This window comes from Novosphingobium sp. UBA6272 (assembly GCF_002440635.1).
GTDB lineage: Bacteria > Pseudomonadota > Alphaproteobacteria > Sphingomonadales > Sphingomonadaceae > Novosphingobium.
This window is the reverse complement of record NZ_DJUW01000003.1, coordinates 152,853-166,972: the sequence shown is the minus strand read 5'-3', so window position 1 is coordinate 166,972 and position 14,120 is coordinate 152,853. Positions and strand designations below refer to the sequence as shown.

General features: G+C 64.3%; 14 protein-coding genes. 1 reads left to right on the top strand and 13 read right to left on the bottom strand.

The features are described 5' to 3' along the window. Positions 1-68 precede the first annotated feature (68 nt). The 11 genes from B2V17_RS03150 to B2V17_RS03100 all read right to left on the bottom strand — a co-directional run bounded on the left by B2V17_RS03150 (position 69) and on the right by B2V17_RS03100 (position 11,654). Entirely contained in the window at positions 69-845 is a 777-nt protein-coding gene (locus B2V17_RS03150) for an acyl-CoA thioesterase (protein ID WP_292995113.1), read from the bottom strand. A 41-nt stretch (positions 846-886) separates the two neighbouring features. After that, positions 887-1,321 (bottom strand): DUF488 family protein, encoded by a 435-nt coding sequence (locus B2V17_RS03145; protein ID WP_292995111.1) that lies wholly within the window; start codon positions 1,319-1,321, stop codon positions 887-889. 20 nt (positions 1,322-1,341) lie between these two features. Further along, entirely contained in the window at positions 1,342-3,360 is a 2,019-nt protein-coding gene (locus tag B2V17_RS03140; RefSeq protein WP_292995109.1) for an acetyl-CoA carboxylase biotin carboxylase subunit, read from the bottom strand. A 385-nt stretch (positions 3,361-3,745) separates the two neighbouring features. After that, entirely contained in the window at positions 3,746-4,207 is a 462-nt protein-coding gene (locus B2V17_RS03135) for a DMT family transporter (RefSeq protein ID WP_292995107.1), read from the bottom strand. Beyond that, positions 4,204-6,345: a methylmalonyl-CoA mutase gene (gene scpA / locus B2V17_RS03130; protein ID WP_292995105.1), complete on the bottom strand. Its 2,142-nt coding sequence runs from the start codon at positions 6,343-6,345 to the stop codon at positions 4,204-4,206. Before scpA ends, B2V17_RS03135 begins: the two co-directional genes overlap by 4 nt. 12 nt (positions 6,346-6,357) lie before the next feature. Further along, complete coding sequence (locus B2V17_RS03125; protein ID WP_292995103.1) at positions 6,358-6,969, bottom strand: glutathione S-transferase family protein; 612 nt, start codon at positions 6,967-6,969, stop codon at positions 6,358-6,360. Between the two features lie 116 nt (positions 6,970-7,085). Continuing rightward, positions 7,086-7,874: an enoyl-CoA hydratase-related protein gene (locus B2V17_RS03120; RefSeq protein WP_292995101.1), complete on the bottom strand. Its 789-nt coding sequence runs from the start codon at positions 7,872-7,874 to the stop codon at positions 7,086-7,088. Between the two features lie 137 nt (positions 7,875-8,011). After that, positions 8,012-8,464: a methylmalonyl-CoA epimerase gene (gene mce / locus B2V17_RS03115; RefSeq protein WP_292995099.1), complete on the bottom strand. Its 453-nt coding sequence runs from the start codon at positions 8,462-8,464 to the stop codon at positions 8,012-8,014. A 14-nt stretch (positions 8,465-8,478) separates the two neighbouring features. Continuing rightward, the gene (locus B2V17_RS03110) at positions 8,479-9,444 is read right to left on the bottom strand and encodes an SHOCT domain-containing protein (protein WP_292995097.1); all 966 of its coding nucleotides are present in this window, start codon (positions 9,442-9,444) and stop codon (positions 8,479-8,481) included. 222 nt (positions 9,445-9,666) lie between these two features. Continuing rightward, positions 9,667-10,089 (bottom strand): hypothetical protein, encoded by a 423-nt coding sequence (locus B2V17_RS03105; protein ID WP_292995095.1) that lies wholly within the window; start codon positions 10,087-10,089, stop codon positions 9,667-9,669. Between the two features lie 32 nt (positions 10,090-10,121). Beyond that, positions 10,122-11,654: an acyl-CoA carboxylase subunit beta gene (locus tag B2V17_RS03100; RefSeq protein WP_292995093.1), complete on the bottom strand. Its 1,533-nt coding sequence runs from the start codon at positions 11,652-11,654 to the stop codon at positions 10,122-10,124. A 196-nt stretch (positions 11,655-11,850) separates the two neighbouring features. Here B2V17_RS03100 and B2V17_RS03095 point away from each other — a divergent pair, with 196 nt between their 5' ends. Continuing rightward, positions 11,851-13,251 carry a helix-turn-helix domain-containing protein gene (locus tag B2V17_RS03095; RefSeq protein ID WP_292995091.1) on the top strand — a complete coding sequence of 467 codons (1,401 nt, stop codon included), beginning with the start codon at positions 11,851-11,853 and terminating at the stop codon, positions 13,249-13,251. 3 nt (positions 13,252-13,254) lie between these two features. Here the strand turns inward: B2V17_RS03095 and B2V17_RS03090 are convergent, their stop codons facing one another. Further along, on the bottom strand, positions 13,255-13,485 hold the full coding sequence (locus B2V17_RS03090) for a helix-turn-helix domain-containing protein (RefSeq protein WP_292995089.1): 231 nt from the start codon (positions 13,483-13,485) through the stop codon (positions 13,255-13,257). Further along, complete coding sequence (locus B2V17_RS03085) at positions 13,485-14,108, bottom strand: DUF2975 domain-containing protein (protein WP_292995088.1); 624 nt, start codon at positions 14,106-14,108, stop codon at positions 13,485-13,487. Before B2V17_RS03085 ends, B2V17_RS03090 begins: the two co-directional genes overlap by 1 nt. Positions 14,109-14,120: the final 12 nt, after the last annotated feature.

Sequence of the window (14,120 nt, the reverse complement as noted above, 5' to 3'; positions counted from 1 at the left end):
CGGGGACCGCTGGCCTCAAAGCGCCTTGCTCACCGGCCAGCGATCCCCATTTTCACGGGGATGACGGATCAACCAAACACCGCGATCGACTGCATCCCCACCGCCACGGCTTCGCCACGGGTATTCCAGATCGCCATGTCCTGGCTGGAGCAGCCCTTCTCGGCATAGTTGCCCCTGGCCTGGAGCAGGTACCAGCCATCATCGGTCTGCGGCAGTGGGGTCAGTAGGTTGATCAGCCAGGTCATCGAGCTGATTGGCGCCGGGCCGGTCAGCGGCATCACCCCCGGCGGCAGCGCATCGGCCAGCAGGACCAGCGCGACCATCGGATCGAGCCCTTCCACGTCCTTCAGCCGCTCCCACCACAGGATTTCCGGGACCTTTTCCGCGCCGCGCGGCAAGGCGAAGCGGCGATCGAAATTGGGGGCGAAGCTCGGTCCGGCGCGTTCGGGCAGCGGGACCGCCTGATCGAGCGGCACGGCATATTCCGGCATCGGCACCTCGTGCAGGTGCAGGCTGCTGGCTTCGACCGGCCCCATGAACACGAAGGTCGCGGTCAGTCCGACACCGGATTCGTTGCTGACTTCGGCCGAGATCCACGAAGCATTGCGACCGCGCCGCAGCAGCTTGGCCCGCACTTCCACCTCGCCCGCCAATGGCCCGACGAAGTTGACCGTGGCCGAGCGCAGTGGCGGCAGATCATCGACCAGGCGCTGTGCTGCAACCAGCGCCAGTGCGGCAGAAAACCCGCCATAGGCAGTGCGACCCTGCATCCATTCGGTCGGGACAGTGGCGGCAAATCCGCCGTCGATCGGCCGCGCGGCGGCGAGGGTTTGGGGTAAGGACATCGACTTTCCCTTAACGTAAAGGGAAAGCCGGTCAACCGCGATCAGGGGTACAGATCAACGACCTCGCAATCCGCCAGCACAGCCTCGCGGAGCAAGGTGCGGTGGCAGCAGGCCGGATCGCGCTCATAGCACAGCAGCGCGACGCGCCGCTCGTGGACCAGATCGGCCAGTTCCGCGCTTGCCACCATCGCTTCGGGCAGCTCAAGCTGACCGGCATATATCTGTTTGAGCACAGGTAGATTGAGCGCGCGGGCCGCCGCACGGCCCGCTGGCGGCGTACCCAGCACGCGAAAATGGCGATATCCGATCTCCGCCTCGGTCAGGTTCGCGGCCAGCGCCGATATGGAAAAACCCGGTCGACGCGAAGCGGCTACGGCGCGGACATCGGCGACCAGTTCCACCCCCGCCGCCTGCAGTGAGGCAAGGAAAGCGGGCATGGAAGCCTGCTCATAGCCAATGGTCCAGACGGTCGGCATGGGTCTTCAACGCCGCCGACCTACTCCAGTTCCAGAATCACCGCATCGACAGCAAGGCTGTCTCCGGCCTTGGCGTTGACTTTCTTTACCGTGGCGCTCTTCTCGGCCCGGAGAATGTTCTCCATCTTCATCGCCTCGACCACGGCAAGCGGCTGGCCGGCTTCAACCTTATCGCCCTCGCCCACGTGGAGTGCCACGAGCAGCCCGGGCATCGGGCAAATCAGGAACTTCGAAAGATCGGGCGGGACCTTCTCGATCATGTGCTGGGTCAAGTGGGCGATCCGGGCCGGCAGGATCCGGACCTGGTGGATCGCGCCGCGGGTGGTCATCTTCAGCCCGGTGCGGGTCGGTTCCAGCTTCACGCCGTAAGTCTCGCCCTCGACATGCGCCTCGATCAGACGGTCACCGGGGGTGTAACTGATCCCGATCTCGATCGGCTCGCCATCAACCAGCACATCGGCCTCAAGCTCTACTGCAAAAGTCTGCCCGCCGATCGTCACCGACCAATCATAGGGCGGTTCCAGCTCGCCATCGAGCTGCCCGTCGATCTGCCTTGCCCGGTCAGCCCGAGCGGTGGCGACGAACCCGGCGATGGCGGCAAGATGCCGCAAGGTCTCGTCCGAGGTCGCCGCGCCGGTGAAGCCATCGGGATATTCCTCGGCGATGAAACCGGTGGTGAGCTCGCCCGAGCGGAAGCGCGGGTGCTGCATTATGGCCGAAACGAAATCGATATTGTGGCCAAGGCCCTCGATCTCGAACGCATCGAGCGCGGCGATCTGCTTGTCTGCAGCCTCGTCGCGGGTTTCGCCCCAGGTGATCAGCTTGGCGATCATCGGGTCATAGAACATAGAGACTTCGCCGCCCTCATAAACGCCGTCATCGACCCGTACGCCATCGACGCCGCGGCGGCCGTTACCGGCTTCGTCCTCGGTCCAGCCATCGACCGGCGGTTGATAGCGCACCAGCCGCCCGGTGCTGGGCAGGAACCCGCGATAGGGGTCTTCGGCATAGACCCGGTTCTCGATCGCCCAGCCTTCGATCTTAACATCGTCCTGGGTGAAGGCCAGCTTCTCGCCCGCCGCGACGCGGATCATCTGTTCGACCAGGTCGATCCCGGTGATGCATTCGGTGACCGGGTGTTCCACCTGCAGGCGGGTGTTCATTTCGAGGAAGTAGAAGCTCTCGCCGCTAGGGTCCGCACCCGAAACGATCAGTTCGACCGTCCCGGCGCTGTAATAGCCAACCGCCCGAGACAACGCGACGCACTGCTCGCCCATCGCCTTGCGCATCTTGGGCGTGACAAACGGCGACGGCGCTTCCTCGACCACTTTCTGGTGGCGGCGCTGGATGCTGCATTCGCGCTCGTTGAGGTAGAGGATGTTGCCGTGCTGGTCGCCCAGGATCTGGATCTCGATGTGGCGCGGGTTGAGAATGAACTTTTCGATGAACACGCGGTCGTCGCCGAACGAGTTCAGCCCCTCGCGCTTCACTGCCTCAAAGCCCTCGCGCACGTCCTTTTCGTCGTAGGCCAGCCGCATGCCCTTGCCGCCGCCGCCGGCGCTGGCCTTCATCATCACCGGATAGCCGATCTCGGCCGAGATCCGCACCGCGTGCTCGGTATCCTCGATCTCGCCCACGAAGCCGGGGACGACATTGACCCCCGCTTCCTTGGCGAGCTTCTTGGACTCGATCTTGTCGCCCATCGCGGCGATGGCGTTCACCGGCGGGCCGATAAAGGCGATGCCGTTCTTGGCCAGCTCCTCGGCAAACGAAGTGCGTTCGGACAGGAAGCCATAGCCCGGATGCACCGCCTCGGCCCCGGTCTGCTTGCACGCCGCGATGATCTTGTCCGCGATCAGATAGCTCTGCGCGGCGGGCGACGGGCCAATGTGCACCGCCTCGTCAGCCATCTGCACAAACGGCGCGCGGGCATCGGCATCGGAATAGACCGCGACGGTCTGGATACCCATCCGCCGGGCAGTCTTGATCACCCGGCACGCGATTTCGCCACGGTTGGCGATGAGGATTTTTTTGAACATCTAGTCCCTGTCTCTCGAAACGCGATAAGCCATAAAAACCCCGACAATGATCAAAACGATCAAGCTTCCGGGGAACATTGCAAATCTTATCAATCCGTCATTCTCGCAGCCCGAACCATCTGGGTCTGGGGCGCAGTCGCCCATAGCCGCGCCCAATAACAAAACGGCACAAACGAACGCACCGATTAGGCCCGCAAAAACACAGCCGATCTTCCTTCGAATAGGAATGCCGGGTTGCTCGCTGAAGCTCACTTTCGCCCCTTCCTCACTTCGTCACCCTGAACTTGTTTCAGGGCAAATCGCGCCACTCTGGCCGAAGCTATGCGCGGAGAGATGGATGCTGAAACAAGTTCAGCATGACAGGTCGGGGGTGGGGTCGCGCCTATCACAACGGCTTCCTTGCCAGATACAAACCGACCGCCATCACCGCGATGCCAAGCATCCGCTTTGCGGTCAGCGCGCTTTGAATCGATCCGAGCCAGCCGAAATGGTCGATCACCGCCGCCGCGACAATCTGCCCGAGCAGCACGAAGAAGATCGCGTTCCCCAGCCCAATGCGCGGTGCGGCATAGGTCACCGACACGCCGTAGAAGAGAATGAACACGGCGCCGAACCAGATGTAAGGCGTGCCGAAATGAATGGCCTCACGCGGCGGAAAGCCGGTCAGCGCGACCAGCACCAGGGCTATGCAAAGCCCCACAGCGAAGGCGGCAGCAGTGGCCGCGATCGGCCCGCCCAGCTGCTTGCCCAGACCAGAGTTGAAAGCCGCAAATACCGGGATCCCGATCCCCGCCGCGAACATCATTGCCGCGATAGGAAGGAAGGCGCTGGATGGCGAACTGCTCATTCCGCTGCTTCCGTTTCGCTGCCTACCGGCGGCATATTGTGCCCTAGCAGCCGCAGCATATCCGCCGCGCATTCGACCACGTTGGAGCCCGGCCCGTAGATCCCCTGGACCCCGGCTTCGCGCAGGTAGTCATAGTCCTGCGGCGGGATCACGCCGCCGGCGGTGACCTTGATGTCGGGTCGGCCGGCGTCTTTCAGCAGGCGGATCAATTCGGGGATCAGCGTTTTGTGGCCTGCCGCTAGTGAGCTGGCGCCGACCGCATCGACGTCCTTCTCCAGCGCCAGCGCGCAGACTTCCTCGGGGGTCTGGAACAACGGCCCGCTGGTTACGTCGAAACCCATGTCGGTGAAGGCGCTGGCGATCACGTTGGCGCCGCGGTCGTGCCCGTCCTGGCCCATCTTGGCGACCAGCAGGCGGGGTGCGCGGCCGAGGCGGCGGGTTACGGCTTCGACGCCTTCGACCACCTGGGCATAGCGCGGGTCGGCGGCATAGGCCTTGCCGTAGATCCCGGTTACCGGGACCGGCTGGGTGCCATAGCGCCCGAATGCCACCTCCATGGCGTCGGAGATTTCACCGAGCGTAGCGCGCTGGCGCGCGGCGCGGACGGCAAATTCGAGCAGGTTGCCGCCATCCTTCGCCGCGTGGGTCAGCTCTTTCAGCGCGGCCTGACAGGCAGACTCATCGCGCGCTGCCCGCGTCGCCTTGAGCCGCGCGATCTGCGCCTCACGCACCGCGTGGTTGTCGATGTCGAGGGTGTCGAGATGCTCTTCCTTGGCGAGCTTGTACTTGTTGACGCCGACAATCACGTCCTCGCCGCGATCGACCCGCGCCTGCTTGGCGGCGGCGGCTTCCTCGATGCGCTGCTTGGGCATGCCGCTGGCGACCGCCTTGGTCATGCCGCCGAGGCCATCGACTTCCTCGATCAGCTTCCACGCCTCATCAACCAGCGCCGAAGTCAGCGCCTCGACGTAGTAGGACCCGCCCAGCGGATCGACCACGCGGGTGATCCCGCTTTCCTCGGCCAGCACGATCTGGGTGTTGCGCGCGATCCGGGCCGAGAAATCGGTCGGCAGGGCAATGGCCTCGTCGAGCGCATTGGTGTGCAGGCTCTGCGTGCCGCCCAGTGTCGCGGCCATCGCCTCGATCGTGGTACGGATGACGTTGTTGTAGGGGTCCTGCTCCTGCAGCGAAACGCCGCTGGTCTGGCAGTGCGTGCGCAGCATCTTGCTGCGCTCGTCCTTCGCGCCGAGCCCGTCCATCACCCGGTGCCACAGCGTCCGCGCGGCGCGCAGCTTGGCGACTTCCATGAAGAAGTTCATGCCGATGCCGAAGAAGAAGCTGAGGCGCCCGGCAAACTTGTCGATATCGAGGCCAGCGGCCATCGCCCGCTGCACATATTCCTTGCCGTCGGCAATCGTGAACGCCAGTTCCTGCACCGCCGTCGCTCCGGCTTCGTGCATGTGATAGCCCGAGATCGAGATCGAGTTGAACTTGGGCATATGCGCCGAGGTATAGGCGATGATGTCCGAGACGATCCGCATGCTCGGCTCGGGCGGGTAGATATAGGTGTTGCGGACCATGAACTCCTTGAGGATGTCGTTCTGGATGGTCCCGTCGAGCTGGGCCTGATCGACCCCCTGCTCTTCCCCGGCGACGATGAAGAACGCGAGGATCGGGATCACCGCGCCGTTCATGGTCATCGAAACCGACATCTGATCGAGCGGGATCCCGTCGAACAGGATCTTCATGTCCTCAACGCTGTCGATCGCCACCCCGGCCTTGCCGACATCACCGACCACGCGGGGGTGATCCGAGTCATAGCCGCGATGGGTGGCGAGATCGAAGGCCACCGAAAGGCCCTTCTGCCCGGCGGCGAGGTTGCGGCGGTAGAAGGCGTTGCTTTCCTCGGCGGTGGAGAAGCCCGCATATTGCCGGATCGTCCAAGGCCGCCCCGCATACATGGAGGCGCGCACCCCGCGCGTGAACGGCGCGAAACCGGGCAGGCCGGGATCGCCGGCATCTTCGGCCGTATAGAGCGGCTTGATGTCGAACCCTTCGGGGGTATGCCAGGTCAGGTCCTTGCCCTTGACCTCTTTGGTCGCAGCGGCCTGCCATTCGGGTACGGTCGGTTTGCTCATGATACTACCAGTTCAGGCCGCGGCGCTGGGCCGGGCGGAGACGCGCGCGTGCCAGGCGCGCAAGTGGGTGAGGTCTTCGGGCACCGGCATGCCGATGAAGGTCGAGAAATCGACCGTGGTCAGCAGCAGGACGTCGCTGATGGAATAATGATCGGCGGCCAGGAACTCGCGGCCCGCCAGTGCTGCATCGAAGAACCGCATGGCCTCTTCGATCCGCGGCCGGTTGGCCTCGCCCCATTCGGCATTGCGGCCCGGCAGCCGCGCGGTGAACGGGTGGGTATGGACCCAGACCGCGCCGATCGGCGGCATCAGGATCATCTCGACCCGGCGGTTCCACATCTCGATCAGCGCCTGCTCCTTGGCGCCGGTCCCGAACAGCGGCGGCTCGGGATGCAGGCCTTCGAGATAGCGGCAAATCGCCACGCTTTCGGCGATCACCGTGCCGTCATCGAGCTGCAGGGCCGGGGTCTGCCCGCGCGGATTGAGCGCGAGAAATTCCGGTGACTTGTGCTCACGTGCCGGGATCGAAAGCTCGCGCGAAGGCAGGGCAATTCCCTTCTCCGCCGCGAAGATGCGGACGCGGCGCGGGTTGGGCGCGGGATTGGGGCTGTCGAAAAAGATCATCGGCTGAAATCCAAATTCAAACTCTGCGCCTCCATTTTCTTCTCAGCGCCTCTGCGTGAACTAACCCGCAGAATGGTTCACGCAGAGGCGCAGGGAAGAAGGAGAGGCGCGGAGGATTATTTCCCCTGGAAGTTCGGCTTGCGCTTCTGGATAAACGAAAGCCCGCCTTCCATCGCGTCGGCACTGGCCCCGGCAACGCGCTGGCCTTCGGCTTCGGCGAGCAGGACCTGGCTCAGCGTGCCGTCGAGCGCGGTCTGGATATTGGCCTTCATCGTCGAGTACGACACGGTCGGCCCTTCGGACAGGCGGGTGGCGAGCGCCATCGCCTCGTCCATCAGCGCCGCATCATCGACCGCCTTGTAGATCAGGCCCCAGTCCTCAGCCTGCTCGGCACCGATCTTTTCGCCGAGCATCATCATCCGGGTGGCGCGGGCGCGGCCGATCGCGCGGGCCAGCAGCCAGGTCGAACCGCCATCGGGAACCAGCCCGATGTTGACGAAAGCCTGAAGGAAGTACGCGCTCTTGCCCGCCAGCACGAAGTCCCCGGCCAGCGCGATCGAACAGCCGACGCCGGCCGCCGCGCCGTTGACTGCGGTGATCACCGGCACCGGGCAGCGCAGGATCTGGGTGACCAGCGGGTTGTAGAAGTTCTGCAACGCACGGTGGCTGCCGCCCTTCTGCTCCAGCGGGCTGCGCTCGCCCCGCGCGGCAAGGTCCGCGCCCGAGCAGAAGCCCTTGCCCGCCCCGGTGATCAACACCGCACGGGCATCGCCCAGATCATAGAACACCGCGCCCAGTTCCTCGGCCAGCTGGATCGAGGCCGCGTTGAGCCGCTCGGGCCGGTTGAGCGTGATCTTGAGCACATTGCCCACGCGCTCGGTCAGGATCGTTTCGTAGTCAGACATTATTCCTTACTCCCTTTATCGCTCATGCTGAGGAGGGGCTGAGCTTGCCGAAGACCCGTCTCGAAGCACCCTCGCGCGGATCCTTCGAGACGCCATTTCGACAAGCTCAATGGCTCCTCAGGATGAGCGGGTGTTTCTCAGTTCGACCAATGCGTATCGTCCTTCGGTGTTTCCATGATTTCGGTCAGCACCCCGCCCATGTCCTTGGGGTGGACGAAGAAGATCGGCGTGCCATGCGCGCCGATCCGCGGCTCGCCCAGCACGCGCTTGCCCATGGCTTCGAACTCGGCCTTGGCAGCGTGAATATCGGGCACTTCGTAGCACATGTGGTGCTGCCCGCCGGCCGGGTTCTTCTCGAGGAAACCGGTAATCGAGGTGTTGCCCGGCAGCGGCTCGATCAGTTCGATCTGGGTGCCGTTCAGCGCCCCGTCCGCGCCAGGAGTATCGACGAAGCACACCTTCACCCCCTGCGATTCCAGATCGAACGGCTCATGGATCTTCGTCGCTCCCATGACGTCGCGGTAGAACACGATGCTGTCGGCGATCGACGGGGTGACGACCCCGATGTGGTTGAGACGGCCCAGTTTCATGGCATCGCGTCCTTTCAGCAGCCCAGCTTCGTTTCGCCCGAAGTGAGCACATATTTGCCGCCCTTCATCACGTAGGTTTCGGTGAAGCTGTCCGTTCCGGTAACGCGAACCTGCAAAGATCGGCCCTTCTGGACGTTGGCGATAGTTCCTTCGAGGTTCTGCAACGGATTGCCGCCCATGTCGGTCCCGCTATCGGGATCGACCGCGCCTTCGTTGGTCATCGAGGTGGCGATGTAGGAGGTAGCCGGGCCCTTGGCGGTCAGTTCGGTGATCGTGGTGCCGCCACAGAAATAGCCCTGCCCGCCGTCCGATCCGCTGGCGACGATCGCCGGACCGGCGGTGAACTCGCTCGACAGGCGCCATTCGGGGACATTGCCCCAGCCCCAACCCGCGACGGCTTCGGGCCACTTGCCGGTGACCCTGAACGTGCCGCCTTCGTCCTTGAGGTAATAGACCCCGAGATGGCCCGCGCAGGCGTGGCAGGCATCGGGGCGACTGGTGCTGGTCAGCAGCGCCGCGCCGAATGGCAGGTTGATCAAACGCTCCGCCTTGGTGATGACCTTCTGGGTGCCTTCCCTGCGGGTCCGGCTGCCTTCGAAACCCAGCGCCGCCAGCGAGGCGAGGCGGAGCTGCTCACCCATCGGCAGGCTGGCCAGCGAGGGCACAACGGGCGTAGCGGTGGCAACGGCGGCATCGCTGGCTGCCACAGTTGGCGCGGCGGCGGGTTCGCCCGTTCCGGAAAGTCCGAACCAGGCCCCCGCCCCGACCGCGACGACAGCCGCCGCAATCCCGGCGATCAGGCCGGCCTTGGAGCGCGGCGCATCCGGCTCCGGCTCCCACAGCGGGGCCGCAGGCTGCACCGGGGCAGCATTGGCCGCCTCCAGCAAGCGCGCCTTCTGTTCGGCAAATTCGGCCTCGCTGAGGGCGCCCGATTCCTTCAGGCGGTGCAGGCGTTCGATGGCGTCGAGATGGTCGGTCATGCGATCAGGCCTTGATTGCGTTCTTATCAGGGAGGTTCAAGCCCAAGCCCCTCCTCTTCAAAGGGGGGGCAGTGAGACTTGGCGGCGTGCCGCCTGGTCGCAGCGGGGTGGGGTTTCGCCCCAAACGCCGCGCCAGTCGGACAGCCCCCACCCCAACCCCTCCCCTGAAGGGGAGGGGCTTAGGCTGCGCTCCAACGCCGATGCGGTTGAGGCGGCCTAGCTTCATTTTACGCCCTTTCGACAGGCCGCATTGGCAACATCAGATGACGCTGAGGTTCCGGTCAATTTGGACATTTTGCCCGGATTCGAGCTGGTTGCCTCGGCATCAGCACGAGTGTCCCCTTCGCCAAGATACCGATAAGTGTAAGCTTGGCAGTCAATTTCACGTCTGGCAAAGCTGGTCCCCAATGGACCATCCCTGCGGCTCAAGACGTCAAGATTTCCGTTTCCCCGCTTCTTGATCTTCAAGATTCGATAGGAGGCGCCAGGATCAGAAGGTGTGGCAATAGCAAATCCTTCGCTGGTCGGATCGAGCTTCGGACTGTCTAGTCCAGCTTCAGCCTGAATTTTCGCGTTCTCAACATCCGGATTGTACTCGTCGCTACGACCACAACCGGCAAGTGTCGAAACTGCAAGAACAAGCATAGTAGATGCTAAAGCATGCTGCATTTCACACCTCACAACGGAATATTGTCATGCTTCTTCCACGGATTCTCGAGGCTCTTGTTCCGCAACTTCCTTAGCCCCAGCGCGATCCTTCGCCGCGTATTGCGCGGGTGAATCACCTCGTCGATGAACCCCTTGCTGGCCGCCACGAAGGGGTTGGCGAAGGCGTCTTCGTATTCCTTGGTGCGTTCCGCGATCTTGTCGGGATCGCCGATGTCCTGGCGGAAGATGATCTCGACCGCGCCCTTGGCGCCCATCACCGCGATTTCGCCGGTCGGCCAGGAATAGTTGAGATCGCCGCGCAGGTGCTTTGAACTCATCACGCAGTAGGCCCCGCCATAAGCCTTGCGGGTGATCACGGTGATCTTGGGCACGGTCGCCTCGGCATAGGCGAACAGCAGCTTGGCGCCGTGCTTGATGATCCCGCCGTATTCCTGCGCGGTGCCGGGCAGGAAACCGGGCACGTCGACGAAGGTCAGGATCGGGATTTCGAAGGCATCGCAAAACCGCACGAAGCGCGCGGCCTTCTTGCTGGCGTTGATATCGAGCACCCCGGCCAGAACCATCGGCTGGTTGGCGACCACGCCGACGGTGCGTCCTTCGACCCGTCCGAACCCGACGATGATATTGGCGGCATGCTTGGGCTGGATTTCGAAGAACTCGCCCTCGTCCAGCACCTTGCGCACCACTTCGTGCATATCATAGGGCTGGTTGGCATTGGCCGGGATCAGCGTGTCGAGGCTGTCCTCGATCCGGTCCCAGGCGTCGCTGGTCGGCCGTTCGGGTACGCCGGTGCGATTGTTGAGCGGCAGGTAGTCGATCAGGTCGCGCGCGGTGAGCAGCGCTTCGATATCGTTTTCCAGCGCGAGATCCGCGACCGAAGTCTTGGTGCTGTGGGTCACTGCCCCGCCCAGCTCTTCCTGCGTCACGATCTCGTTGGTCACGGTCTTGACCACGTCCGGGCCGGTGACGAACATGTAAGAACTGTCCTTCACCATGAAGATGAAGTCGGTCATGGCGGGGGAGTAAACCGCCCCACCCGCGCAAGGCCCCATGATCAGCGAAAGCTGCGGCACCACGCCCGAGGCGAGCACGTTGCGCTGGAAAATCTCGGTATAGCCGCCAAGGCTGGCGACCCCTTCCTGGATCCGCGCGCCGCCGCTGTCATTCAGCCCGATCACCGGCGCGCCGACCTTCATCGCCGCGTCCATGATCTTGCAGATCTTCATCGCGTGGCGTTCCGATACGGCCCCCCCGAACACCGTGAAATCCTGCGCATAGACATAGACCAACCTGCCGTTGATCGTACCGCTGCCGGTCACCACGCCGTCGCCGGGCACGGTCGTTTCCGGCATGCCGAAATCGGTGCAGTTGTGCTCGACATACATGTCGACTTCTTCGAAGCTGCCTTCGTCGAGCAGCACCTTCAGCCGTTCGCGCGCGGTCAGCTTGCCCTTGGCGTGCTGCGCATCGATCCGCTTTTGTCCCCCGCCCAGACGGGCGGCGGCGCGGCGCTTTTCCATTTCAGCGATATTTGCGGACATTGAGGCCCCGTGGTGGATTGCGAAGTGTCCGGCATGGCAAGCGGGGCCAGCAATGTCCAATGTGAATTTGCAAAGTTGCGAAGCCCAAGTTTGCAAAATCCGGCGAAGCGGCTAAATCCTCTTCGCGCCTTTGCGCCTTTGCGAGAGCAAATCGAATTCCCTCGCAAAGGCGCAAAGGCGCCAAGGGGTTTCAATCATGATCAAACGTCGCATTTTCGCAGGGGAGAGACTGAAGGCGCTTCGCGCGGAGCGGGGGCTCAACCAGGCTGCGATGGGCGAGCTGCTGGCGATCAGCACCTCCTACCTCTCGCAGCTGGAGAATGACGACCGCCCGCTAACCCCGGCACTGGTCGAGCGGCTCAGCCGGGTCTTCCCGCTCGACTGGCGCGAGATTGGTGCTGGAGATGCCGAGACCCGGGTGGCGGCGCTGCGCGAGGCCAATGCCGATCCCTTGTTCGCCGAGCCGATGGACGCCGCCCAGCTCGCCCGCTTTGCCGAGCAGCAGCCGGCCCTGGCCGAGCGCTTCATCGCGCTGCACGAAGCCTATCGCCGCGCGGGGCAGCGGCTCGCCATGGTCGACGAGGCGCTTTCGGCCGAGACCGGATCGATCGCCCGCCTGCCGTGGGAGGAAGTCCGCGACTGGTTCCACCTCGAAAACAACTACGTCGACAGCCTGGACCGCGCGGCCGAGGCGCTGGCCGCGCAGCTCGGCAGCTTCACTCCGGAAACCGGCGCGATCGAGGCTTACCTGAAGGACGCGCTGTCGATTTCGCTGATCTATTCCGGATTGCAGGGGCTGCGCTCCTACGATGCCGAAATGGGCCACCTGACGGTCGATCCAGGCCAGCCCGCCGAAAGCCGCCGGTTCCAGCTCGCGCACCAGCTCGCTGCCTTGGCGCTGAAGGACGAGATCGCGGCGGTGGTCGAGCAGGCCCGGCTTAACAGTGCGGCTTCGCGGCAATTGCTGTTCGTCGGCCTGTGCAACTATGCCGCCGGCGCGCTGCTGATGCCCTATCGGCGGTTCCGCGCCGAGGCGCGCGCGGTGCGGCACGATATCGACCGGTTGGCGCAGCTGTTCGGGACCAGTTTCGAGCAGACTTGCCACCGGCTTTCGACCTTGCAGCGCGATGACGCCAAGGGCGTGCCGTTCTTCTTCTGCCGGGTCGACATGGCCGGCAACATCACCAAGCGCCATTCCGCCACCCGCCTGCAATTCGCCCGGTTCGGCGGGGCCTGTCCGCTGTGGATCGTCCACGAGGCGGTGGCGATCCCCGACCGGATCCTGGTTCAGCTGGCCGAGACGCCCGACGGGGTGCGCTATGTCTCGATGGCCAAGGGGCTGGTCAAGCCGAGCGGATCGTACCAGCGCGCGCCGCGCCGCTATGCCGTGGCGCTGGGCTGCGAGGCCGAGCACGCCAGCGAATTCGTCTATGCCGATGGCCTCGACCTGACCGCCGCACAGGCCGCGACCCGGATCGGGGTAAGCTGCCGGATTTGCCCCCGCGCCGATTGCGACCAGCGCGCCTTCCCGCCCAGCGACCGCCCGATCAGCGTCGACCCCGACCAGCGCGGGGTTGTGCCGTATCGGGTGGGCTAGGCCCTAGCCGCCCTCGCCCGGTGCGTCCGCATCGGGCCGGTATTCGAACAGGTCGCCCGGCTGGCAATCGAGTTCGCGGCAGAGCGCCTCCATCGTCCGATAGCGAACCCCGTGAACCTTGCCGGTCTTGAGCAGGGAGAGGTTGGTCATCGACATGCCGATCCGCTCGGCCAGGTCTTTCAGGCTGACTTTGCGCCGCGCCATCATCACATCGAGGTTGGTGACGATCGCCATCAGAGCACCCCTTCGCTGTCTTCGCGGTAGGCGATGCCCGATTTCAGCGCTTCGGCGAACAAGAGCGCCAAGCCGGCAAGCAGCGCAGTGCCGATCGGCACTTCATAGTCCAGCCAGATGTTGGTCTTGCCCGGAACACCCCACGACAGCGACGGGTGCAGCACCATGGTGCCCGGGCTGTCGATCTGGCCGAGCAGCAGCGGCTGGAGCAGGAAGGCCCCGACCAGCGATACCGCGCAGCTGGCGAGCAGGACCGCGCCGATCCGGCGCAGGCTGGTTACGTTCTCGGCCAGCAGGAACTCGCCGTGCGCGAACCGGACCAGCAACCGCCGCAGGAAGAGCAAGGCCCAGATCGCCAGACCCAGCGTGATGCACTGGGCGATCAGATCGGACCACTGCACCCAGGGCTGGTCGGCAACGGCCAGGCTGCCATGCGACCAGCTGATGCTGGCCGTGCCCGGCAAAGCCTCAACGGCCGGACTGTCGGTGGTGACCGGCCAGACAGCCGGGCTTGATGTGCCGGTGAACAGCAAGGCTGCCCCGCGAACCGTTACAATCAGCATCGCCACGGCGGCGAGGCCGATGGCCAACTCCACCACCCGCTTGATCAACCGAGCACCCATGCACGCCTCCTT

Coding starts and splice junctions, on each gene's coding strand:
- B2V17_RS03150 (WP_292995113.1), bottom strand. CDS start 845: ATGTCCTTACCCCAAACCCTCGCCGCCGCGCGGCCGATCGACGGCGGA.
- B2V17_RS03110 (WP_292995097.1), bottom strand. CDS start 9,444: ATGACCGACCATCTCGACGCCATCGAACGCCTGCACCGCCTGAAGGAA.
- B2V17_RS03100 (WP_292995093.1), bottom strand. CDS start 11,654: ATGTCCGCAAATATCGCTGAAATGGAAAAGCGCCGCGCCGCCGCCCGT.
- B2V17_RS03085 (WP_292995088.1), bottom strand. CDS start 14,108: ATGGGTGCTCGGTTGATCAAGCGGGTGGTGGAGTTGGCCATCGGCCTC.
- B2V17_RS03120 (WP_292995101.1), bottom strand. CDS start 7,874: ATGTCTGACTACGAAACGATCCTGACCGAGCGCGTGGGCAATGTGCTC.
- B2V17_RS03095 (WP_292995091.1), top strand. CDS start 11,851: ATGATCAAACGTCGCATTTTCGCAGGGGAGAGACTGAAGGCGCTTCGC.
- B2V17_RS03135 (WP_292995107.1), bottom strand. CDS start 4,207: ATGAGCAGTTCGCCATCCAGCGCCTTCCTTCCTATCGCGGCAATGATG.
- B2V17_RS03145 (WP_292995111.1), bottom strand. CDS start 1,321: ATGCCGACCGTCTGGACCATTGGCTATGAGCAGGCTTCCATGCCCGCT.
- mce (WP_292995099.1), bottom strand. CDS start 8,464: ATGAAACTGGGCCGTCTCAACCACATCGGGGTCGTCACCCCGTCGATC.
- B2V17_RS03125 (WP_292995103.1), bottom strand. CDS start 6,969: ATGATCTTTTTCGACAGCCCCAATCCCGCGCCCAACCCGCGCCGCGTC.
- B2V17_RS03090 (WP_292995089.1), bottom strand. CDS start 13,485: ATGGCGATCGTCACCAACCTCGATGTGATGATGGCGCGGCGCAAAGTC.
- B2V17_RS03105 (WP_292995095.1), bottom strand. CDS start 10,089: ATGCTTGTTCTTGCAGTTTCGACACTTGCCGGTTGTGGTCGTAGCGAC.
- scpA (WP_292995105.1), bottom strand. CDS start 6,345: ATGAGCAAACCGACCGTACCCGAATGGCAGGCCGCTGCGACCAAAGAG.
- B2V17_RS03140 (WP_292995109.1), bottom strand. CDS start 3,360: ATGTTCAAAAAAATCCTCATCGCCAACCGTGGCGAAATCGCGTGCCGG.